This window comes from Bradyrhizobium sp. 197 (assembly GCF_023073375.1).
Taxonomy (GTDB): domain Bacteria; phylum Pseudomonadota; class Alphaproteobacteria; order Rhizobiales; family Xanthobacteraceae; genus Bradyrhizobium.
On record NZ_JADPJJ010000172.1, the window covers coordinates 24,761 to 44,570 of the forward strand.

Sequence of the window (19,810 nt, forward strand, 5' to 3'; positions counted from 1 at the left end):
CGAACCCTTCTGCCCGGCCTTGGCTTCCGCGCTGCCGTCGCGGGTTGGCGGGCTGTTGGCGGCGACCGGGCTCTCCAGCTCGAGGAGATCGACACCATACTCGGCCTGGCAAATTCTCTCGCACCCCCGGCTACTTTGCCGCGGTTGACTTGTTATAACATTCCGGCAAATGTCCTACCTAACCGGGACCCAAAATCCGGATTTTCGGGAGGACAGCATGACGTCATTCAAGCCGACGCGACGAGCGCTACTCAAGACCGGAACCGCGGCTGCGGCTTTCGCAACGTTTGGCCCGGCGATTATGCGGCAAGCCGCCGCGCAGGATGCCGACCTTGCGCCGTACAAATCAGCCCAGATCGATTGGCAGCAGGTTTCCGGCGAGACGATCACCGTTGCGGTGATCCCGGCGAGCTACTTCGAAAACCTGATCACGCTGGCGCCGCAGTTCAAGGCGCTGACCGGCATCGACGTGCGCTTCGAAAAAATCCCACCGGCGCAGATCCGGCAAAAGAGCGTCATCGACCTGACCTCGAAGACCGGCACCTACGCGACCCACGCCGCGGACCCCATGTATTATGCGCTCTATGCCGCGAACAAGTGGGTCGAGCCGCTCGACACTTATCTGAAAGACAAATCGCTGACCGATCAGACCTGGTTCAAGCTCGACGACATCATTCCGGCCTGGCGCAGCGCCAACGGCATCGACGGCAAGCTCTACGGCATGCCCTATGACGGCGAGGTCACCATCCAGGTCTATCGCAAGGACCTCTATGACGCGAAAGGCCTCAAGCCGGCCGACACGCTGGAAGCCTACATGACAAACGCCGCGGCGCTGAACACGCCGAACGATCGGGTCTGGGGCGCAGCGCTGCGCGGCGTCGCCGGTGCCGGCCAGAACATGTACATCTATCCCTCGATCTTCCGCGAGTTCGGCGGCGACTGGATGAAGGGCGGCAAGCTCACCGTCAACGGCTCCGAAGCCGAGGCGGCGCTTGCCTGGTATGTCGACATTATGAAGAAGTACGCGCCGACGGCGGCGGCGAACTGGAACTGGCCGGATATCGCCGACGCCTTCTCGCAAGGCACCGTCGCCAGCTACATCGACGCACATTCGTCCGCCTCGGTCATCAACAATCCCGAGAAGTCCAAGGTGATCGGCAAGGTCGCCTATGCCCGCTGGCCCAAGGGCCCCTCGGGCAAGCGCACCACGTCGATCTGGAACTGGGGCTTCCCGATCAATTCCGCTCTGCCGGAGAAGAAGCGCAAGGCGACCTGGCTGTTCATCCAGTGGGCCGCGAGCGCCGAGACCCAGGCGCGCACCGCGCACAAGTTCGCCGGTCCCACCAAACGCTCGGGCGTCAACCGCACGTCGGTGTGGAAGGATCCCGACTACATCAAGCTGATGAACGGTTTTGGCGAGAACTTCGTCGAGGCCACGATGGGCGCCCTGCAGGAGGACACCGACGTCGACTGGCGTCCGCGCGTGCCGCAATGGCCCGCGATCGGCGACACCATGGCAACCGCGATCCAGTCGGCCCTCTCCGGGCAGGCCACGATCAAGGCCGCATTGGACGATGCGCAGCGCCGTATCGAACCGATGATGCGCGGCTGAGCCATGGCGACGACAGCGGTGACATCGGCCGGGATCGCGAGCGAGGCGCCGCGCAGCGATTTCGGCCGCGTCCTGGCGCAGCGCGAGCGCCGGTTTGCAGCGGCCCTGCTTGCACCGGCGTTTTCCGCCCTGCTCGCCACGACGACGTTCCCGCTGCTCTTCCTGGTCTATACCAGCGTGTTCCGGATGGATCTGGCGATGCCGTTCACCAACGGATTCATCGGATTCGAGAATTACCAGGTGCTGCTCTCCGACGAGCGCTTCTGGACTTCGCTGCTGGTAAGCCTCGTCTACACCGGCTCGACCGTCGCGCTCCAGGTCATCATCGGGCTGGCGCTCGCCTTGCTGGTCATGGACATGAAGCGCGGCCAGGGCTGGTTTCGTGTCATCGCGATTCTGCCTGTCGTGCTGTCTCCGGCCGTGGTCGGCATGATCTGGCGCACTTTCATGCTGGCACCGGAATTCGGCATCGTCGACTTCCTCGCCATCAACGCCGGTCTCGGCAGCAAGAACTGGCTCGGCGATCCAACGCTTGCGATGGTCTCGGTGATTGCAATCCATACCTGGCAATGGACGCCGTTCGCGTTCATGGTGCTGCTGGCCTCGCTGGCCTCACTCCCCGAGGACATCTATGAGGCCGCGCGGCTCGATCGGGCCTCGGCCTGGCAGCGCTTCCGCCGCATCACCCTGCCCTTGCTGCGGCCCGCGATCGTCATGGTCATCATCATGCGGACGATGGTGGCGCTGACCGCGTTTGCTGCGATCTTCACCGTCACCGGCGGCGGCCCCGGGACCGCGACCGAGATCCTCAACCTCTATGCCTACCGGAAATCCTTCACTGAGTTGTCAATCGGGTACGGTGCGGCGCTGGCGGTGGCGCTGCTGATCGTGACCATCATCATCTCCGGCATCCTGTTTGCCCTGCGGAGGGCGAAGTGACGGCAAAGCGCCTCCGTGCCATCGCCCTGCTCGCGATTTCCATGGTCTTCCTGCTGGCCTGGGCGTTCCCCATCATCTGGAGCGTGCTGAATTCGCTCAAGACCGATTCCGACGTGCTCGCCTATCCGCCCAAGCTCGTTTTCTCGCCGACGCTGGAGGCCTACCGCGACGTGCTGTTCGGCTCCGGATCGATCCTCCCGAACCTCCTTTCGAGTGCCATCATCTCGGTCGGCACTACTATCGTCACCATGTTGATGGCGGTGCCTGCGGCCTATGCGTTGGCGCGGTTGCGCTTTCGCGGCAAGAAGTTCGCGGGCTTCTATGTCCTGGCGACACAGATGCTGCCGCCGGTCGGCATCATCATCCCCTATTTCCTGGTGCTGCGGAACATCGGCTGGATCGACACCTATCAGGGCATCATCCTGATCTACCTGTCGTTCTCCCTGCCTTTCGCGATCTGGCTGCTGGTATCCTATTTCGAGGACATTCCCTTCGAGATGGAGGAAGCCGCCTATCTCGACGGCGCCAGCAGGCTCAAGACGCTGTGGCGCATCATCATTCCGCAGGTCCGCGGCGGCATCGCCGTAACCGTCGTGTTTGTGTTCCTCAATGCGTGGAATGAGTTCCTGTTCGCCGTTGTGCTCAGCGGCAATACGGTGCGGCCGGTCACGGTCGCCATGTTTAATTTTGTCTCCGTCGAGCAGACGCTGTGGGCCAAGCTCGCAGCGGTCTCGGTCCTGGCCATGCTGCCGGTCGTCGTGCTCGGCGTGGTCGCACAGAAGCATATTGTAAAGGGCCTGACGGTCGGTGCAGTCAAAGGCGGAGGGCGCCGATGAGCGGCCAGGGTCAGGTCAGTTTTCGCAACATCGTCAAGATGCACGGCGAGTTTGCCGCGCTCAAGGGCGTCAATTTCGACATCAAGCCGGGCGAGTTCTTCGCGCTGCTCGGCCCCTCTGGTTCGGGCAAGAGCACGACGCTGCGCATTCTCGCCGGCCTGGATGCGCCGACCGCCGGCCGCGTGCTGATCGACGACAAGGACGTCACCTCGACTGACGCGCGCGATCGTGACATCGCCATGGTGTTTCAAAGCTACGCGCTCTATCCGCACATGACCGTCGCCGAGAACATCGCCTTCCCACTCGAGATGGCCAGGCTTCCGAAGGCCGAGATTGCTTCCGCCGTGCAAGAAGCAGCAAGAAAAGTGAAGATCGACCACCTTCTGGACCGGAAGCCGGGCCAGCTCTCGGGCGGTCAGCAGCAGCGCTGCGCACTTGCCCGCGCCATCGTGCGCAAGGCGCGCTTGTTCCTGCTCGACGAACCCCTCTCCAACCTTGACGCCAAGCTTCGGTTGGAGACCCGGGCCGAGTTAAAGAAGTTGCAGCGCTCGCTGGGCGTCACCGCGGTCTACGTCACCCATGACCAGGAAGAGGCCATGACGCTGGCCGACCGCATGGCGGTGTTCATGTCAGGCGAGATCCAGCAGATCGGCACGCCCGCTGAGGTGTTCGCGCGCCCGAACTCAATCGACATTGCCGGCTTCATCGGCAATCCCCCGATGAACCTCGTCCCCGCCCGCTACGTCGACGGCGACGTGATCATTGCCGGGCATCGTCTCAAGACGACGACCACAACCGCGGGCGAGCGTGATGTGGTGGTCGGGCTTCGTCCCGGCGCCCTGCGCATGACGGAGGGCGGACTCGGCGCGCGCGTCGATCTGATCGAGGACCTCGGAGATACCGCCGTACTCGATCTCGACTGCGCCGGCATCATGATCCGCATGCGCGTCAGCGACGGCAACATTCCCGGCGAAGGCGAGACCATCTCGATCACCGCCCGTCCCCAAGATATTCACTTGTTTGATCCAACGACCCGCATGCGGCTCTGACACCATGGCTGTTCAAACCCGCAAGAAGAAACCCGCTCCGCTCGGCAGCGATGTCGTCGCGGAAGGCTCGACGCCCCTGCACGTCCAGATTCGCGAGTCCATTCGCAGTCAGGTTCGCGACGGCAAGCTGATTGACGCAACTGGCCGCCTGATGACCGAGGCGGAGCTCGGCCGTCATTTCAGCGTCAGCCGCATCACCATCCGCAATGCCATTGCGCCGCTGGTGAACGAAGGCATGTTCGACCGCTCACGCGGCCGCGGCACATTCCTGCGCTCGAACCAGCCTGAGAACTGGGTCGGCCGCCTCATGGGCTTTTCGGAGACCATCCGCGACGCCGGCTACCATGCCGGCGCGAGGATTTTGCAGCAAGGCATGACCAATCGCCACGACTCCGCCGTTCGCGATCAGCTGCGCGAGCGCGCCGTCTGGCAACTCAAGCGTCTGCGGCTCGCAGACGAGACGCCAATCGCGATCGAGCACGCCTTCTATCCGCCTGACATCGGTCTCGATCTCGAAAAGCGCGACCTGGTCTCGATTATCATGTACCGCGTCTTTGAGGACGAGCTCGGCCTTGCCATCAAGGATGCGCAGCAAACCATCAGCGCCGATCTTGCCGACGCCGGCAGCGCAAAACTGCTTGGCGTGAAGGTCGGGTCCCCCCTGCTGGCCATCGAGCGCGTCACCTTCGGCAAGGACGGACGGGCGCTGGAGCTACTGCGCGCGGTCTACCTGCCGAAATATTTCCGCCTCAGCATCAGCCTGACGCGTCGCCACTAAGATCGCCACACGTCAATAACGAGGAGACAAATATGCCGAATGGCGCAAAAACCCCTGATAGGCCCAACATCCTGCTCATCCTCAACGACGACATGGGCTTTTCGGATATTGGCTGTTACGGCGGCGAGGTCCAGACGCCGAACCTCGATCGTCTTGCGGCGAACGGGCTGCGTTACTCACAGTTCTACAACACCGCGCGCTGTAGCCCGTCTCGCGCCTCGCTGCTCACCGGCCTGCATCCGCACCAGACCGGCATCGGCATCCTCACCTACAGCAACGGTCCCGAAGGCTATGCCGGCAATCTGAACAAGAGCTGCGTAACGATCGCTGAAGCGCTCAAGAGCAGGAACTACACCAGCTACCTCAGCGGCAAGTGGCATATCGCCAGCAGCCTCACCGAGCCGACCGACGCCTGGCCGATGCAGCGTGGTTTCGACCATTTCTATGGCACCATCATTGGTGCCGGCAGTTTCTATCACCCGAATACGCTGACCCGCGGCAACGACAATATCGAGCACGAGGCCGTCAAGGACCCGTCCTTCTTCTTTACGGATGCGATCAGCGACCAGGCGGCAGCCTTCATCCGTCAGCACAAGGCGGAAAAGCCCGACGCACCGTTCTTCCAGTACGTCGCCTACACCGCGCCGCACTGGCCGCTCCACGCCCATGACGAGGACACAGCAAAATACAAGGGCCGCTTCGACGCCGGCTGGGACAAGCTGCGCGAGGAGCGCCTCAAGCGCCTCGTCGAGGACGGCATCATCCATCCGAATTGGCGCCTGACCGATCGTGATCCGACGCAGCCCGCGTGGACCGACGCCGAGCAGCGGCAATGGACGCTGCGCTGCATGGAAGTCTACGCGGCCCAGATCGACCGGATGGACCAGGGCATCGGACGGATCCTGAAGGCACTGGAAGAAACCGGCCACATGGACAACACGCTAATCATCTTCCTCTCGGACAACGGCGCCTGCGCCGAGGACATTCCGGAAGGCGTCACTGCGAAGGAGCTGGTCGACCAGCTCATGATCGCGCAGGCAAAGACCCGCGACGGCCGCCCGGTGCGTTTCGGCAACGATCCAAACCTTATGCCCGGCGGCGAGGACACTTACCAGAGCTACGGCACCGCCTGGGCCAATCTCTCCAACACCCCGTTCCGGCTCTACAAGCACTGGGTTCACGAGGGAGGTATCGCCACGCCGTTCATTGTGCACTGGCCGCGCGGCATCTCCGAAAAGGGCGGCCTGCGGCACAATCCAAGCCAGCTCACCGACGTGATGGCGACCATTCTCGACGTCACCGGTGCCACCTACCCCAGTGAATACAACGGCAACACTATTTTGCCCTGCGAGGGTGAGAGCTTGGTGCCATCATTCGGGGCGGCTTATGGCAATCGGGGCCCGCTGTTCTGGGAGCACGAAGGCAATGCGGCTGTGCGCACCGGCAAGTGGAAGCTGGTGCGGAAATATCCTCGCCCCTGGGAACTCTACGACATGGAAACCGACCGCACCGAGATGAACGATCTAGCCGCGCAACATCCGGATCGCGTCCGCGAGATGACGGCGCAGTATCAGCAATGGGCTAATCGTTGCGGCGTGATACCGCGCGAGAAGATTCTCGAATTGATGAAGGCGGAAGGCGGCACGGCCTTCTGGGAAGAAGAGAAGCAGAAATAGCACATGACCGGGGATCGTTCACATTGCTGCATCCGAGGCGACGCGGGCAAGGAGTCGGCGCCGTCCAGCGAGGCGCAAGGAGCTATCCCCCGTAGTCCGACGATGATCCAGCGCCGCTGGAGCTCATTGGTCGGTGGCACCTTCCACATGGGCTCGGCCGACAAAAGGTTCGTCGAAGATGGCGAGGGCCCGGTGCGGCCGGTCACCTTGTCGCCGTTCGCCATCGCCTGTCATGCCGTGAGCAATCTGCAGTTCGGCGACTTCGTCCGCGCTACGGGCTATACGACCGAGGCCGAACGCTACGGCTGGAGTTTTGTCTTTGAAGACTTGTTGCCGGAAGAAACGCGCACCGTCCAATTGACACGCGTTCAGGAAACACCATGGTGGCTTCCGGTGCTGCGCGCATATTGGGCACAGCCAGAGGGACCGGCGAGCAGCATTCTCGACAGGCTCGACCACCCCGTCGTCCACGTCTCCTGGAACGACGCACAGAATTACTGCGCATGGTCAGGGACGCGGCTGCCGACCGAAGCGGAATGGGAGATGGCCGCGCGCGGCGGGTTGGACCAGGCCACCTATCCATGGGGCAACGAGCTACAGCCCGACGGCGAGCATCGCTGCAACATCTGGCAGGGCAACTTTCCCGACCGCAATACCATGGATGATAGCTATTTTGGTACAGCGCCCGTTCATGCATTCGCCCCAAACGGATACGGTCTGCACAATGTGGCCGGAAACGTCTGGGAATGGTGCGAGGACTATTTTTCGCCGAGCTATCACCGCCTCACAACATCTAACGATCCCTTGAACCGCGAACCGGCTCCGAACCGTTCGATGCGCGGCGGATCCTTCCTCTGCCACGAATCCTACTGCAACCGCTACCGCGTCGCGGCGCGAAGCTCCAATACGCCCAACTCCTCGTCGAGCAATATCGGCTTCCGCGTCGTGCGTACCGAGCCGCTGCGGGATCCGGCGTAGTTATGGAGTCGGCACCCCATCCTGCGAAGCCGGCCGGTACTCCCGGCGTCCGCCTGATGCCGTTGTTCCTGCGCAATTTCGTGCGCAATCGCGAGACCGGCCTCGTGCTGGTCGCCATCGTCGTCGGACTGCTCAGCGGCGTGCTCGTGGCCGCGATCTCGAGCCTCAGCCAGGTCTCTCACGCACTGCTGTTCGACATTCCTGTCGACGCACATCTCAGCGCCACCGGCGTGATTTCGTGGCAGCGAACACTGCTGATCCCGATGCTCGGCGGCTTGGTGCTGGCGCTGATCGGGCTCTACTTCGCCCGACGCGTAAAGGGCCAGCAGCTCGCCGACGCGATCGAGGCGAATGCGCTCTATGGGGGCCGGCTGTCGTTTCGCGGCAGCCTCCTGATTTCGATGCAGACGCTGCTCTCAAACGGTTTCGGTGGATCAGTCGGACTGGAGGCGGGCTACACCCAGATCTGCGCGATGTTCGGCTCTCATGTCGGGCAGCGCCTCGCCGCACGACGTAACGATATGCGGCTCCTGGTCGCCTGCGGCGCCGCGGGTGCGATCAGCGCTGCGTTTTCTGCACCTCTGGCCGGCGCCTTCTACGCCTTCGAGGTCGTGCTGGGCGCGTACACTTCCGCCGCACTTGTTCCCGTCACCGCTAGCGCCGTTACTGCGTGGCTGGTCGCGCGGCAATTGACGCACCAGTCGTTCCTGATGGTGCCCGGCTTCCCCTCACCGGTGTCCGTCGAGATGATCGGGCAAACCGTGCTGATCGGCGTCATCTGCGCCTTCGTCAGCATTATCGTCATGCTCGCAGTCGCATTCTCGGAACGGTGCTTTCAGCGCATCATGGTATTCAAGGGATTCGTACGGCCGATCCTCGGAGGCGTGCTGCTCGGCGGTCTTGCCCTGCTGACGCCGACCGTGCTGGGCGCCGGCCATGGCGCGATGCAGATCCTTCTCGTCAGCAATCCGACATGGCTCCTGCTCACCACGACTATCGTGTTCAAGATTCTTGCCTCAGCCATCTCGCTCGGCTCGGGCTTCCGTGGCGGTCTGTTCTTCGCTTCACTACTGCTCGGCGCGCTGATCGGGCAGCTCTACAGCATCGTGCTGACCGGCCTTCTTCCTACGCTCGCCCTGCAACCGGGCACCGCTGCCATTGCCGCGCTGGCTGCGCTGGGCACCGGCGTGCTGGGCGCGCCGTTCAGCATGGTCTGTCTCGCGCTTGAAATCACCGGCGACTTCTCCGTCACGGTTGGCGCGGTAGTCGCATCATCGGTCTGCGCGCTCATTGTCCGCGAGCTTTTCGGCTACAGCTTTGCGACGTGGCGCTTCCATTTGAGGGGCGAGGTCATCCGTGGCCCGCAGGACATCGGCTGGGCCAGACAAATGAGCGCGGCGTCCCTGATGCGCACGGACTTCGAGAACGCCCCGACGACGATGCCGATCGGCGAGGCGCAAAGGCTGTTTTCGCCGGCGCTGGTCCGGCAGGTCGTGCTGCTCGATCCCAACGACGCTTATGCCGGCATCGTTCCGGCCGCGACGCTGCATTCGGTCGCCAACCGGGACGACGAGCCGCTCGGATCACTGGCGCAGCAACAGGATGAATGCCTGCTTCCGACTACGTCGGTTCGTGAGATCCTGAAAGCCTTCGAGCGCAGCGAGGCAGACGTCCTAGCAGTCGTTGACCGCGGCGACAGTCGCATAGCGATCGGAACGCTAAGCGAATCCCACGTGCTGCGCACCTATGGCGAAGAACTCGAGCGTCGGAACCAGGAATTGTTTTCCCGGTAGACGGTCAAAGCCCGGGTTTGAGCATGACCTTGGCCGGAAAGCCGCATCGCGCTTTTACGGCCGCAAGTCCATGTCGATACGCACGAAATCGCCGCGATAGGTGACCTCGCCGAGATAGATCACTGTACGGTCGCTGGTTGTGAAGACACGACGGACTTCGGCCACGGGCGAGTTGAGGGGCACGCGAAGCAGCCGCGCCGCCTCGAGATCCGCGGTGCCGATCGTAAGCGTCTGACGGGCGCTGGCGATCGCGGGATCCCTGAGATCGTTGAGGATCGGGATCACGGTCTCGTTGCGAAAGCGCTTTGGCGACCTGCGAAAGATCTTCTCGTCGAGATAGATGGAAATGACGCAGTAAGGCTGCTTCTGGCGTGAGTGCAGGCGGCGCATAATGACGTATTTCTCGGCCGGCTTGCCGTCTTCGGGAAGCAGCGGCGCATCACTGCGGCTTTCCGAGATGTTGATGATCTCCGGCGAGGTGTCGCGGTACATGTCCGCAAGGTCCGACAGCGTAGTCTCGACCTTGAGCCAGCGATCCTGCCGCAAAGAGCCCGTGACAAACGTGCCGCGTCCCTGCTGGGCCCCGATGACGCCGTCGCGGGCAAGCAGCTCGACCGCCTGGCGGATCGTGACGCGCGACACCCCGAACTCGGCCGCAAGCTCCTCATTGGCTGGCAGGCGAAAGCCGCGGGTCCAGGTGCCGCGCGCAATCCGCTGGCGGAAGATGTCGGCAATCTGCGCGTATTTGGGGACGTGACTGTCGGAATTCAATTCCATCTCGCCTCCGGAAGATCAATGAACCGATCAGGCCATGACAAGAGCTGCACCGCGCTCGCCGATCATCAGGCTGGTCGCGTTGGTGTTGGCCGAAGTGATCTGCGGCATCACCGAGGCATCGATCACGCGGAGCCGCTCGACGCCGCGCACGCGCAGCTGCGGATCGAGCACCGCTCGCTGATCACGGCCCATGCGGCAGGTCCCGACACAGTGGAACACGGTGCCACCCGTGTTGCGCGCGAAATCCCACAGCCCGGCATCGTTCCTTGCTGCGTCTCCCGGCACCACCTCGACGTCCCACAGCGGACGAAACGCCTTCTGTTGATAGATCTCGCGCAGTATCTTCAGGCCCGCAACGATGGTCTTGCGATCGGTCTCCTCAGCAAAATAGTTGGGCGCGATCCGCGGCTGCTCGAACGGATCGGTCGAACTGATCGCAAGCCGGCCGCGCGACTTTCCGTGGCATTGCCAGACCGAAGAAGTAAATCCGGAATAGGTGTGAAGGGGCTCACCGGGCTTGTCGACCGACAGTGGCATCACGTTAAACTGCACGTCTGGCCTGCCGCCGACGGCGTATTCGGTGCAGGCTGCGCCGCCCACCTGCCCTGCGCCGACCGTCAACGGGCCGCTGCCTGCCAGCATCCACTGCAGGCCCATCTTCGCAAGCTCGACCGGATTTCGGACCTGATCGTTGAGCGAGATCCGCTCCTTCAGGCGGACGATCAGCCGGGCTTGATAGTGGTCCTGAAGATTTGCGCCGACTTCCGAAGCATCGGCAACGACGGTGATGCCGAGCTTGCGCAGTAGATCAGCCGGACCCACGCCGGAAAGCTGAAGGATCTGCGGCGACTGCAGCGCCCCGCCTGACAAAATGACCTCGCGATCCGCTGTCGCGCGGTGCACTTGTCCCTTGCTGATCCATTCGACGCCGGTCGCGACGCGTCCGTTGAAAACGACCTTGCTGACATGCGCATGGGTAACGATGGAGAGGTTTCGACGGCCGGCAATCGGTTGCAGAAACGCAGAGGCGGAGCTGGTCCGCCAGTGACGCCCGATGCCGAGCTGGTAGGTGCCGACGCCGAGCGTGGTTGCGCCGTTGAAGTCCGGATTGCGTGGCAGGCCAAACTGCGCGCCTGCCTCGACCCACGCCCTGGACGCCGGATTGTCATTGCGGAGATCAGAGACCTCGAACTCGCCGAAGCCGCCGTGAAACTGGCTCTCGCCTCCGCGGTAGCGTTCGTAGCGCCGGAAATACGGCAGGACGTCACGATAGCTCCAGCCATCGGCGCCAAGGCGTTCCCAGTCGTCGAAATCCTCGTGCTGGCCGCGGATGAAGATCAGGCCGTTAATCGACGAGGATCCGCCGAGCACACGGCCGCGCGGCCAGAGGATGGAACGGCCGCCGCTGCCTTCCGACGGCTCCGTCCTGAACAGGCGCGAGAAACGTTCGTTGTAGATGGTCCGATAGTACCCCACCGGAAGCCTGAGCCAAAAATTCCGGTCCGATCCACCGGCTTCCAGCAGCAGCACGCGGCAGGCGGGATCGGCTGACAACCGGTTTGCGACCACGCAGCCGGCGGAGCCCGCGCCGACGATAATGTAATCGTAGCCCTGCGGTGACATCACGCGGTCCGGTACTGTTCGATCGACGCAAGATCAGGCGTGAGCCCAAGACCTGGCGCGTCGCCGAGTTCGATCGCACCCTCCCGGACATCAAGCACGGGGCCACAGAAGCGATCGCGCAGCGGGTTCTCATTGCAATCGACTTCCAGCAGCCCGTCGCCGCCGATGCCGGCCAGAAGATGGGCCGATGCGAGAAGTCCAATGCCGGCACCAAGATAATGCGGACAAAACATCTTGCCTGACTGCAGGATATCGCGGGCGATGCCCGCGCACGCCGAGAGTCCACCCCATTTCGCGATGTCCGGCTGGACCACGCCGAGAACCGGCTCACCCAGCACCTCGGCAAATCCGGCGTGGCTGGCGATGTTCTCGCCCGCCGCGAGCGGAAAGCTGATTAACTGGCGGAGCTGCTTCCACTCCTGCCGCGGGCGGTCGGCGCGGATCGGCTCCTCGAGCCAGCCAAGGCCGAACGCCTCCAGCTGCGGAGCAAGCTCAAGCGCCTGCGCGATGGTCCAGCCTTGGTTAACGTCAGCGGCGAGCAGGCCTTCGCCAACAAGCCGCCGCAGGGCCGCCAGATTGGCACGGTCGGCCACCGGATCGAAACCTATCTTCAGCTTCAGGGCGCGGTAGCCACGCGCGAGGGATGCCGCTGCGGCTCGCTCTGACCCTGCGGGATTGATGCCGCTGGCATATACCTTGATCCTGTTCCGGGATCCGCCGAGCAGTTTCCACAGCGCAACGTTCTGGCGGCGCGCGTGGAGATCCCAGATAGCAAGATCGATGCCGGCGATAGCCTGCGCGAACGGACCCGCTTCGCCGGATTGTAGCGCGAGCACCGAGGTTCCCTGCGTCAGGCGCTCGAAAGCAGCTGATGGGTCTTGCGCACTAAATCCGATAAGGGCTGGCGCGAGAACCTCGTTGACCAGCCGAACACGGTGCTCGGCGCCCGGCGCCGGAAAATTGCACCACACCTCGCCCCAACCCACGTAACCGTCCGTATCCTCGACGCAAACGAAAACGGCAGGCCGATCCGCCATCCGCCCAAACGAGGTGATGACGTGTGTCGTCAACGGATAGCGATAGCCGAAAGCCTGGACGCTGCGAATGGTGAAAGGCGACGATGTCATGCTCAGAAGGCCTGCGACGCCTATGACCAAAGGCGCTCTTGTATGGTCATCCTATTTATAATATGACCCTTGGAAATATCAACCGCTATCCGGGTGGACGCGTCGAATGAACGGAGCTGGCGTAAGACGCTTTGGTCTCGGATTGATTCCGTGGATCGGTGCAATCCTGCTCTGGTACGCGGTGCGCTGGAGCGGCTTCGTCAACGTCTCGCTGATCCCCGCCCCGCACCAGGTCGCCGCCAAGTTCTTCGAGCTTCTCACGAAGGAAGGCCTCCTCGTCGACATCTTCGCCTCGACCAGACGCGTCTTCTTCGGCGTCGCGCTCGGGATTCTTGCAGCGGTGCCCGTTGGCTTCCTGCTCGGCTGGTATCGCCCGGCCCGCACCTTCGCCGACCCGATGATCAACTTTTTCCGCGCGCTGCCACCAATCGCGCTGATCCCGCTGGTGATTGTCTATTTCGGCGTGGACGAGGTCGCAAAACTCGTCATCCTGCTTTACGCATCGTTCTTCTCCGGCGTGATCGTGATGTATGAAGGCGTTTCGCAGATCACGCCTCTCTACATCCGCGTGGCGCAGACCCTCGGCGCCACTCAGGCGGAAATCTTCCGCAAGGTCATCATTCCCCTCACCGTCCCGCATATCCTCACCGCGCTGCGGGTCGCATTGGGCGTGGCCTGGGCAACTCTCGTCGCGTCTGAGCTGATCGCGGCCCAGCGCGGACTTGGTGCGATGATCCAGAATGCCTCCACCTATTTCCTGCTCGATGTCATTTATGTTGGCATCATCTGCATCGGCCTGATCGCTCTGCTCATGGACATGATCCTGCGCAAGATCACGGCGCGGTTGCTGGTGTGGCAGGATCGGGTCATCGCATGAAGAAGCGTGCGCAGTTCGAAAAGGTTTCGTTGTCATTCGAAACTCCGAGGGGCCGCCTCAACGTCGTCGAGGACGTAAGCTACGACATCAACGATGGGGATTTCATCGCGGTGATCGGCCCCTCCGGCTGTGGCAAGACCACGATGATGAGCATGCTCGCGGGTTTCCAGAGGCCCACGACCGGCAATGTGCTGTTCGACGGACGTCCCGTCGCGGGCCCCGGGCCCGAGCGCGGCGTCATCTTTCAAGAATATGGCGTCTTCCCGTGGCTGACCGTGAAGCAGAACATAGCTTTCGGCCTGAAGCTCAGCGCCAACCGCGTCCCGGCCGGTGAGCGCGATGCCATCTGCGATCACTATCTCGGTCTGATGGGATTGTCCGACTTCGCCAGCTCCTATCCGAAGCATTTATCCGGCGGCATGCGTCAGCGGCTCGCGATCGCGCGTGCCTATGCCGTCAAGCCGCAGTTCCTGCTGATGGATGAGCCGTTCGGTGCGCTCGATGCCCAGACCCGATCCAACATGCAGAACCTACTGCTGAAAGTGCTCGAGACCGAAGGCAAGACTGTCATGCTAATCACCCACTCCGTGGAAGAGGCGATCTACCTCGCCTCCCGCATCGTGGTGGTGACCGCGCGGCCGGCACGGATCAGGGAGATCATCGACGTGCCGTTCGCCTATCCGCGCGATGAATCAATCCAGGAGCGGGCCGAATTCGCCGAGTTGCGAAGCTACATCAGGCAGCTCGTCATGGACGAGTATCGCGCGCAGCAGGCGCAAATGCGTCCGGCATCATTCTCGGAATAACAAACAAAACGGAGGATACCATGGACCGCAGACAATTTCTGACCACGACGGCGGGCCTTGCGCTCGGCACCTTCACGGCCTCAGCACCGGCGATCGCGCAAGCGAAAACGAAAGTCCGAGTCGGCTATCTGCACACTGTCGCGGTCGACGGCCAGATCTGGACCGGCATGGATCGCGGTTCCTTTGAAAAGCAGGGCCTCGATCTCGAGCTGCGACAGTTCAACACCGGCCTCGAGATCTTCCAGGCGCTGATCGGCGGCAGCCTCGACGTACTGGCCACCGGCGCCGTGCTCTCGAACTTCCCTGCCCGGGGGCAGGGCAAGGTGTTCCTGATCAACGACATTGAGGTCGCGACCGCACAGCTCTGGGTTCGCGGCGACCAGGGCATCAAGTCGTTTGATGACCTGAAGGGCAAGCGGATCGCGACCGCGACCGGTACCACCGCGCATGTGTTCCTGGATACCGCGCTTCGCGCCAACAAGGTCGATCCGAAGGAGGTCGAACTCGTCAACCAGACCATGCCAGCGGCCGTGACCGCCTTTATCTCCGGCGCGGTACCGGCCGTCGCTCTTTGGGTACCCTTCAACGTCACGGTTCGGGACAAGGTGCCAGGGGCGGTCAAGCTCGCCGATGCGTCAGCCTACTATCCAAAGGCCGCTATCATCGGCGGCTGGGCGGCGGCCAACGATTATTCCGAACCAAACAAGGAAACGCTGGCGAAGCTGATCCGTGGCTGGGCGGATGCGAATGACTACATTGTCGCGAACAGCAACGAAGCGATGGAGAAGCTGCAGAAGGGTCACTATAGCCAAACCCCGCTGGCCGACATCAACGAATCGTTCAAGGCCCAGAAGATGTTCACGTCCAGGGAGTGGAAGCGAATGTACTCAGACGGGACGGTCACCAACTGGCTGCAGCAGTCGACAGATTTCTTCATGGCCAACGCAGGCATCAAGGACTCCACGCCGGCAACCAAATATTTCGATCCCAGTCTGTATCTAAAAACAATCGTGTGATCTGATCGCGGAAGCTGGCGGCTCCCTTGCAAGGAGCCGTAGCACCCGCGCTCTCTTCATGTTGAAAAGGCTTTCGTTTCGAAAGCTGATCAGTCGATGATATGGGGTCCCTTTTAGTTGAAGCGTACTGGCGGCGAACCGCCTCCGTTTGCATGACACTGAGCGATCCTGCGGCTTCATTGGCCCTGCTCATCACTGTAGGACCGCTGTTGCCCCTGTTTCGGCCGTCTCGTTCGAGGCCAAGCAACGCTGCGCCCGGCCGATCTGGAAGTACAGGAACTGTTCATTCGACGGCTATATAGTCGCCACCTAGCTTCTACGGCCGTTCTGCTTAACTCAGGCGAAATTGATCCGAAACGCACACAGGGCGCTTCTCGCCAAGCATCCGCCACCCGGATTTTGTGGAATAGCAAGCCGACGGATGCTCCGTCCTTCAAATAGTCATCAGATTGGGCGCCACTTTCCGCCGCTGCGCTCGTCTTCAGGAGCGGATGGCGTCGATCGCGTGAGCTATCAGGACCGCAACGCTGGCCGCGATTATGATCACTAACAACCAACTGATCACGTTCGTCTCCATCAACATTATGGAGTGAACGCGCTCAAACGCGCACAGTCAAAAACAAGTCGCCGAAAAGCTTAATTTCAGCGCGGGGCTGCGGACTCAAGGCAACTCTTGCGTCCGCAGTCGGTCCTATCGGCGTAATGCCCGTAACCGGGTCTCAACCGGCCAGATTGACTGGGTCTCTGTGCAGCGCCCCCTCGCTTCCCAGCGGTAGAAAAGCAGAATTGTTCCGGCATCGGAACAGAATGCCCGGTTGGTGGATTTCTGTTCTACCGAAATTGCGTTTGCAAAAGAGACAAAGCTGCGGCAGAATTTTTGCTACCGGGGCTGGCTATATATTTCACTTGGTGTTTTTAACCCGACTTCATTTGACGACGCGTGAGCCGCAGCGAGTTAACCTCCCGCTGCGGCCTTCGCCGCACGGCAGGCCAGCGTGAACCGGTGAGCGCCCCTCAAGGTACGCGCTGTCGTCGAGGCCTCATAGACGGAGGACCTTGAGAACGGCTCAAGCCGTACCCCAGCCGCAGCTTTCCCGTCTGCTCCGCTCAGGCACTACCATCAATACTGCTGATCGAAGTTCGCAAGGGCGGCTCGCCCTGGGCATTTAGCCATTGGGACAGTTGGCGGAGAATCGATGCCGCTTGCACGAAAGGGGTGGCATCCGCATTATGGTTTTGCTGGCGGAAGCGAATCTACCGTGGCTCTGAAGAACCCCGACGCTATTGCGGCAATCGGACCGCGCTCCGGCTTACTCACGGCGACGAAGCGGCACGAGCCATGCTGGTCGGCGGCATGAGCCTGGCCGCGCTGATAGAGGCGATGTTCTCCGCGCCGATGCGACATCGCGATGCCATTCGATACGTCGCGTCTGCCTTGGACGACTTCGCCATCTCGCCGGAACCCGGCCCGGTCTGGCACCTTCGCTACGTATATGAAAGTCATGGCTCGTTTCGTGTTGTCGATATGGAGATTGCGACCCCAACAGGCACGCTGTCCAGTAAGGATGTCTGGCTACGTCTGCCCGTCTAGCTACCTTGCCACCTCTGCAATGTGGCCAGTGCTGTCGACGATTAGCGAGCGCGCGGTACCTTCTTGACGGCCTTGTAAGTCTTGATCTTTCCGGCCGGCACTACCTCGATCTGCGAGCAGCCTGCGGCGCGAAGCTTAGCGACAATCTCCTCCGACGTCAGGCACAGCGCAAACGAGCACGGCCAAACCGCTATGAGGGCAGCCATGACGAAAGATCGCAGCACTTGCCCTCCTTGCGCGCACGCCGCCATCGGGAGGCTCCTTAGCTTAGCCGCCGACCGGCCCCGACAACGTCTCCAGTCCCGCCTCTATTGCCGCGATGTCCTGCTCGATCTGCGCAATCGACAACCTGCAGTCAAAGCCCACCCAGGCTTTCAGGTCTCCGGCAAGTCGCCGGCGATGGATCCTCAGCTCTTCAAGCGACTGGCGGTCTTTCACTCTTGCGTAGCCATCCACAATCAACTCAATTGCACTCGACATGACGCTACTCCACAAAACAATTCGGATCTAATCGAATGAGCTTAGTGCAAGCCGCGCGGTCGGCGCAACTTCTGCGCTGGCTCCTACAGATGGCCCCTCCGCCGGCTCGCGCTTCAGCCAATGGAGCGGCTGGGGAACAAGAACAGCCAGAGAGCGCCTCGAATGCCCAACCAGGCCGCCGTCAAAATCGGTCACGATCATTGACGGGTTGGCATTTCACTCAGCGTCCGACGGCAAACCCTTCGAATTGGTTTTTTGTAGCTTTTCCCGATCGGAGGCGTCAAACTTGCGTCCATTGAGAACGTATTTTTTTCATGGGACATTGCGATGGGAAAACCTGCCGTTTCCCGTGACGCCTTCCGGGGGCTATTCGCTTTCTATGCGGCGAAGGCTCATCACGACCACAAGCCTGAGGCCGGACATTCCCTTTTGCGGACGTTTGGATCTGCGGACGATATACCCGATACGCTGCTGCAGCAGTGGTCGGACAGAGCTGAGTTGCTCGGCTCCGAAACCGTTGGTCGCTTAATGGATCCACGCGTCCGTCAAATCACGAACGGCAACGCGCAATACGACCATGCCAGCGACTTTCTTCACACGCTGCTGAGAGACCTCGCGCAGAAAATGCAGTGATCAAACCGCCATGCCATTGGCGCCACAGTCGTCAGACGCATAGACTTGGCACCTCTTTTCCTGCGCTTTTGATCGACTTGGACTTCATAGAAAACCATCTGGCCTTCAGCCAAGCTCGATGAGCCGGCGCGCCCCACTGTGCTAGGCATCCATACCGCCGTCATCGGGCTGGATGCAGCCGACCCACGCCCGGTCAAACCACTGCACTGTGTCTGCTGCCACCTAGCCGACGATCGCAAGGCCGTGTGAAATAGTTCACAGATTGGGAAAGAAAAGCTCACTAGCATGCAGAGAGCGGCGGAGATGCTCCGGCCTACTGTTGCTCGGTCCTGCCCATCTCGCTCGATGATGAATTGTTTGTCGTTTCACTCCCGGAAAGCCGACGACGATGATTGACGACGATTTGGTCCGGGCACATCGCAACAATATTCAACGCTACCACCTGTTATTGCAAACCACTCTGACGGAGTTCGAACGGCAGTATGTCGAAAGACGTCTCAGCGAGGAGCAATCGAAGCTGGATAAGCTAACGACTCGTGTTCAAGCAAAGCGAGACGGCCAATCGGCTACAGATCACGCGGGTTAGGGCACCCGATGGGGCACACGGGTTTGCTGTTAAGGGCTGCGGCAGAAACGCTTGTGCGAGTAGCTGCGGAGCTTCAGCATTCCGAGCCAAGACAACTAGCCAAAGCACGGCAGCACCACCTAACACTTGCGTCCGCCCTTCGGTTGCGGTTGGATCGTCTTTTTAGGATTTAATCCAATGGCAATCCAACTGCTTGTGGCGAAGGTTCTCAGGGACGAGCTATCTCTAAGAGGCATTCGGTCATTAAGCGCTGAAGATTCCGAGGCGATTGCTGCTCGCATCTTCGAGCGGATCACTGAGCTCGAGCTAGAACTTGCAGCGCGCGGCTTCAACATTCCCGCGAGCGGCGATGACCGGCCGACGTGACGAGCCGAGCGTCATGTCCGTTTACGATCCGCAATCGAGGGAGCTGGGGCGCACAAGAGCGCAAACTATTCGGCTCACGTTCTCGGAAATCGAGTAAATTCTCGAGAGGCCGTTACCGCCGTCAGCTTATGAGTTCAGTGCCTGGTGGGGAAATGAGAGTTCACGCAAAGCTGGGCACACGCAGGCCATGGCGTGGCTGCAGGCAGGCTTCGCGGCTAGAGTTTCTTTGAAACAGCGGGCGGGCGAATTCCATCGACCCTAACTGAA

20 protein-coding genes are annotated in these 19,810 nt (G+C 61.5%); 15 read left to right on the forward strand and 5 right to left on the reverse strand.

All coding sequences use genetic code 11. The annotated features are described in order from the left end of the window. Positions 1–217 precede the first annotated feature (217 nt). Genes IVB27_RS37795 through IVB27_RS37830 form a run of 8 tightly spaced genes read left to right on the forward strand, consistent with a single transcriptional unit; the run spans position 218 to position 9,661 of the window. Positions 218–1,612 (forward strand): ABC transporter substrate-binding protein, encoded by a 1,395-nt coding sequence (locus IVB27_RS37795; protein WP_247447683.1) that lies wholly within the window; start codon positions 218–220, stop codon positions 1,610–1,612. A gap of 3 nt (positions 1,613–1,615) precedes the next feature. After that, positions 1,616–2,551, forward strand: a complete 936-nt coding sequence (locus IVB27_RS37800) for a carbohydrate ABC transporter permease (protein ID WP_247447684.1) — start codon at positions 1,616–1,618, stop codon at positions 2,549–2,551. Continuing rightward, positions 2,548–3,387: a carbohydrate ABC transporter permease gene (locus IVB27_RS37805; protein WP_247447685.1), complete on the forward strand. Its 840-nt coding sequence runs from the start codon at positions 2,548–2,550 to the stop codon at positions 3,385–3,387. The genes IVB27_RS37800 and IVB27_RS37805 overlap by 4 nt, the downstream gene beginning before the upstream one ends. Continuing rightward, on the forward strand, positions 3,384–4,436 hold the full coding sequence (locus tag IVB27_RS37810; RefSeq protein ID WP_247447686.1) for an ABC transporter ATP-binding protein: 1,053 nt from the start codon (positions 3,384–3,386) through the stop codon (positions 4,434–4,436). Before IVB27_RS37805 ends, IVB27_RS37810 begins: the two co-directional genes overlap by 4 nt. Before the next feature lie 4 nt (positions 4,437–4,440). Continuing rightward, entirely contained in the window at positions 4,441–5,214 is a 774-nt protein-coding gene (locus tag IVB27_RS37815) for a GntR family transcriptional regulator (protein ID WP_247447687.1), read from the forward strand. A gap of 32 nt (positions 5,215–5,246) precedes the next feature. Continuing rightward, a complete protein-coding gene (locus IVB27_RS37820) occupies positions 5,247–6,890 on the forward strand; it encodes an arylsulfatase (RefSeq protein ID WP_247447688.1) in 1,644 nt (547 codons plus the stop codon). A gap of 3 nt (positions 6,891–6,893) precedes the next feature. Further along, positions 6,894–7,868 (forward strand): formylglycine-generating enzyme family protein, encoded by a 975-nt coding sequence (locus IVB27_RS37825; RefSeq protein WP_256468494.1) that lies wholly within the window; start codon positions 6,894–6,896, stop codon positions 7,866–7,868. A 2-nt stretch (positions 7,869–7,870) separates the two neighbouring features. Further along, positions 7,871–9,661 carry a chloride channel protein gene (locus IVB27_RS37830; protein ID WP_247447690.1) on the forward strand — a complete coding sequence of 597 codons (1,791 nt, stop codon included), beginning with the start codon at positions 7,871–7,873 and terminating at the stop codon, positions 9,659–9,661. A 54-nt stretch (positions 9,662–9,715) separates the two neighbouring features. Here the strand turns inward: IVB27_RS37830 and IVB27_RS37835 are convergent, their stop codons facing one another. Genes IVB27_RS37835 through IVB27_RS37845 form a run of 3 tightly spaced genes read right to left on the reverse strand, consistent with a single transcriptional unit; the run spans position 9,716 to position 13,188 of the window. Next, positions 9,716–10,438, reverse strand: a complete 723-nt coding sequence (locus IVB27_RS37835; RefSeq protein ID WP_247447691.1) for a GntR family transcriptional regulator — start codon at positions 10,436–10,438, stop codon at positions 9,716–9,718. 27 nt (positions 10,439–10,465) lie between these two features. After that, the gene (locus IVB27_RS37840; protein WP_247447692.1) at positions 10,466–12,061 is read right to left on the reverse strand and encodes a GMC family oxidoreductase; all 1,596 of its coding nucleotides are present in this window, start codon (positions 12,059–12,061) and stop codon (positions 10,466–10,468) included. Next, positions 12,061–13,188 (reverse strand): mandelate racemase/muconate lactonizing enzyme family protein, encoded by a 1,128-nt coding sequence (locus tag IVB27_RS37845; RefSeq protein WP_247447693.1) that lies wholly within the window; start codon positions 13,186–13,188, stop codon positions 12,061–12,063. The genes IVB27_RS37840 and IVB27_RS37845 overlap by 1 nt, the downstream gene beginning before the upstream one ends. A gap of 106 nt (positions 13,189–13,294) precedes the next feature. On the opposite strand from IVB27_RS37845, the gene IVB27_RS37850 reads away from it, so the two are divergent. The 4 genes from IVB27_RS37850 to IVB27_RS37865 all read left to right on the forward strand — a co-directional run bounded on the left by IVB27_RS37850 (position 13,295) and on the right by IVB27_RS37865 (position 17,478). After that, the gene (locus IVB27_RS37850) at positions 13,295–14,065 is read left to right on the forward strand and encodes an ABC transporter permease (RefSeq protein WP_247447694.1); all 771 of its coding nucleotides are present in this window, start codon (positions 13,295–13,297) and stop codon (positions 14,063–14,065) included. Further along, a complete protein-coding gene (locus tag IVB27_RS37855) occupies positions 14,062–14,871 on the forward strand; it encodes an ABC transporter ATP-binding protein (protein WP_247447695.1) in 810 nt (269 codons plus the stop codon). Before IVB27_RS37850 ends, IVB27_RS37855 begins: the two co-directional genes overlap by 4 nt. 20 nt (positions 14,872–14,891) lie before the next feature. After that, positions 14,892–15,887 carry an ABC transporter substrate-binding protein gene (locus tag IVB27_RS37860; protein ID WP_247447696.1) on the forward strand — a complete coding sequence of 332 codons (996 nt, stop codon included), beginning with the start codon at positions 14,892–14,894 and terminating at the stop codon, positions 15,885–15,887. A gap of 1,339 nt (positions 15,888–17,226) precedes the next feature. Next, a complete protein-coding gene (locus IVB27_RS37865) occupies positions 17,227–17,478 on the forward strand; it encodes a hypothetical protein (RefSeq protein WP_247447697.1) in 252 nt (83 codons plus the stop codon). 41 nt (positions 17,479–17,519) lie between these two features. Here the strand turns inward: IVB27_RS37865 and IVB27_RS37870 are convergent, their stop codons facing one another. Together IVB27_RS37870 and IVB27_RS37875 are read right to left on the reverse strand one after the other, a co-directional pair. Then, positions 17,520–17,684, reverse strand: coding sequence for a hypothetical protein (locus IVB27_RS37870; RefSeq protein WP_247447698.1), 165 nt, complete (start codon positions 17,682–17,684; stop codon positions 17,520–17,522). Positions 17,685–17,745: 61 nt separating this feature from the next. After that, positions 17,746–17,958, reverse strand: a complete 213-nt coding sequence (locus tag IVB27_RS37875) for a hypothetical protein (RefSeq protein ID WP_129276097.1) — start codon at positions 17,956–17,958, stop codon at positions 17,746–17,748. Between the two features lie 327 nt (positions 17,959–18,285). On the opposite strand from IVB27_RS37875, the gene IVB27_RS37880 reads away from it, so the two are divergent. The 3 genes from IVB27_RS37880 (at position 18,286) to IVB27_RS43925 (ending at position 19,805) form a co-directional block, all read left to right on the forward strand. Then, positions 18,286–18,591, forward strand: a complete 306-nt coding sequence (locus IVB27_RS37880) for a hypothetical protein (RefSeq protein ID WP_247447699.1) — start codon at positions 18,286–18,288, stop codon at positions 18,589–18,591. Between the two features lie 763 nt (positions 18,592–19,354). Next, complete coding sequence (locus tag IVB27_RS37885) at positions 19,355–19,543, forward strand: hypothetical protein (protein WP_106946043.1); 189 nt, start codon at positions 19,355–19,357, stop codon at positions 19,541–19,543. Between the two features lie 97 nt (positions 19,544–19,640). Continuing rightward, positions 19,641–19,805 carry a DUF7662 domain-containing protein gene (locus IVB27_RS43925; protein WP_524536548.1) on the forward strand — a complete coding sequence of 55 codons (165 nt, stop codon included), beginning with the start codon at positions 19,641–19,643 and terminating at the stop codon, positions 19,803–19,805. Positions 19,806–19,810 lie beyond the last annotated feature (5 nt).

Bases quoted from the DNA above. Each gene is read 5' to 3' on its own strand.
- IVB27_RS37825 (WP_256468494.1), top strand. From the start codon at position 6,894: ATGACCGGGGATCGTTCACATTGCTGCATCCGAGGCGACGCGGGCAAG.
- IVB27_RS37800 (WP_247447684.1), top strand. From the start codon at position 1,616: ATGGCGACGACAGCGGTGACATCGGCCGGGATCGCGAGCGAGGCGCCG.
- IVB27_RS37810 (WP_247447686.1), top strand. From the start codon at position 3,384: ATGAGCGGCCAGGGTCAGGTCAGTTTTCGCAACATCGTCAAGATGCAC.
- IVB27_RS37870 (WP_247447698.1), bottom strand. From the start codon at position 17,684: ATGGCTGCCCTCATAGCGGTTTGGCCGTGCTCGTTTGCGCTGTGCCTG.
- IVB27_RS37835 (WP_247447691.1), bottom strand. From the start codon at position 10,438: ATGGAATTGAATTCCGACAGTCACGTCCCCAAATACGCGCAGATTGCC.
- IVB27_RS37865 (WP_247447697.1), top strand. From the start codon at position 17,227: ATGCTGGTCGGCGGCATGAGCCTGGCCGCGCTGATAGAGGCGATGTTC.
- IVB27_RS37830 (WP_247447690.1), top strand. From the start codon at position 7,871: ATGGAGTCGGCACCCCATCCTGCGAAGCCGGCCGGTACTCCCGGCGTC.
- IVB27_RS37885 (WP_106946043.1), top strand. From the start codon at position 19,355: ATGGCAATCCAACTGCTTGTGGCGAAGGTTCTCAGGGACGAGCTATCT.
- IVB27_RS37860 (WP_247447696.1), top strand. From the start codon at position 14,892: ATGGACCGCAGACAATTTCTGACCACGACGGCGGGCCTTGCGCTCGGC.
- IVB27_RS37820 (WP_247447688.1), top strand. From the start codon at position 5,247: ATGCCGAATGGCGCAAAAACCCCTGATAGGCCCAACATCCTGCTCATC.
- IVB27_RS37855 (WP_247447695.1), top strand. From the start codon at position 14,062: ATGAAGAAGCGTGCGCAGTTCGAAAAGGTTTCGTTGTCATTCGAAACT.
- IVB27_RS37840 (WP_247447692.1), bottom strand. From the start codon at position 12,061: ATGTCACCGCAGGGCTACGATTACATTATCGTCGGCGCGGGCTCCGCC.
- IVB27_RS37850 (WP_247447694.1), top strand. From the start codon at position 13,295: ATGAACGGAGCTGGCGTAAGACGCTTTGGTCTCGGATTGATTCCGTGG.
- IVB27_RS37875 (WP_129276097.1), bottom strand. From the start codon at position 17,958: ATGTCGAGTGCAATTGAGTTGATTGTGGATGGCTACGCAAGAGTGAAA.
- IVB27_RS37815 (WP_247447687.1), top strand. From the start codon at position 4,441: ATGGCTGTTCAAACCCGCAAGAAGAAACCCGCTCCGCTCGGCAGCGAT.
- IVB27_RS37795 (WP_247447683.1), top strand. From the start codon at position 218: ATGACGTCATTCAAGCCGACGCGACGAGCGCTACTCAAGACCGGAACC.
- IVB27_RS37880 (WP_247447699.1), top strand. From the start codon at position 18,286: ATGGGAAAACCTGCCGTTTCCCGTGACGCCTTCCGGGGGCTATTCGCT.
- IVB27_RS37845 (WP_247447693.1), bottom strand. From the start codon at position 13,188: ATGACATCGTCGCCTTTCACCATTCGCAGCGTCCAGGCTTTCGGCTAT.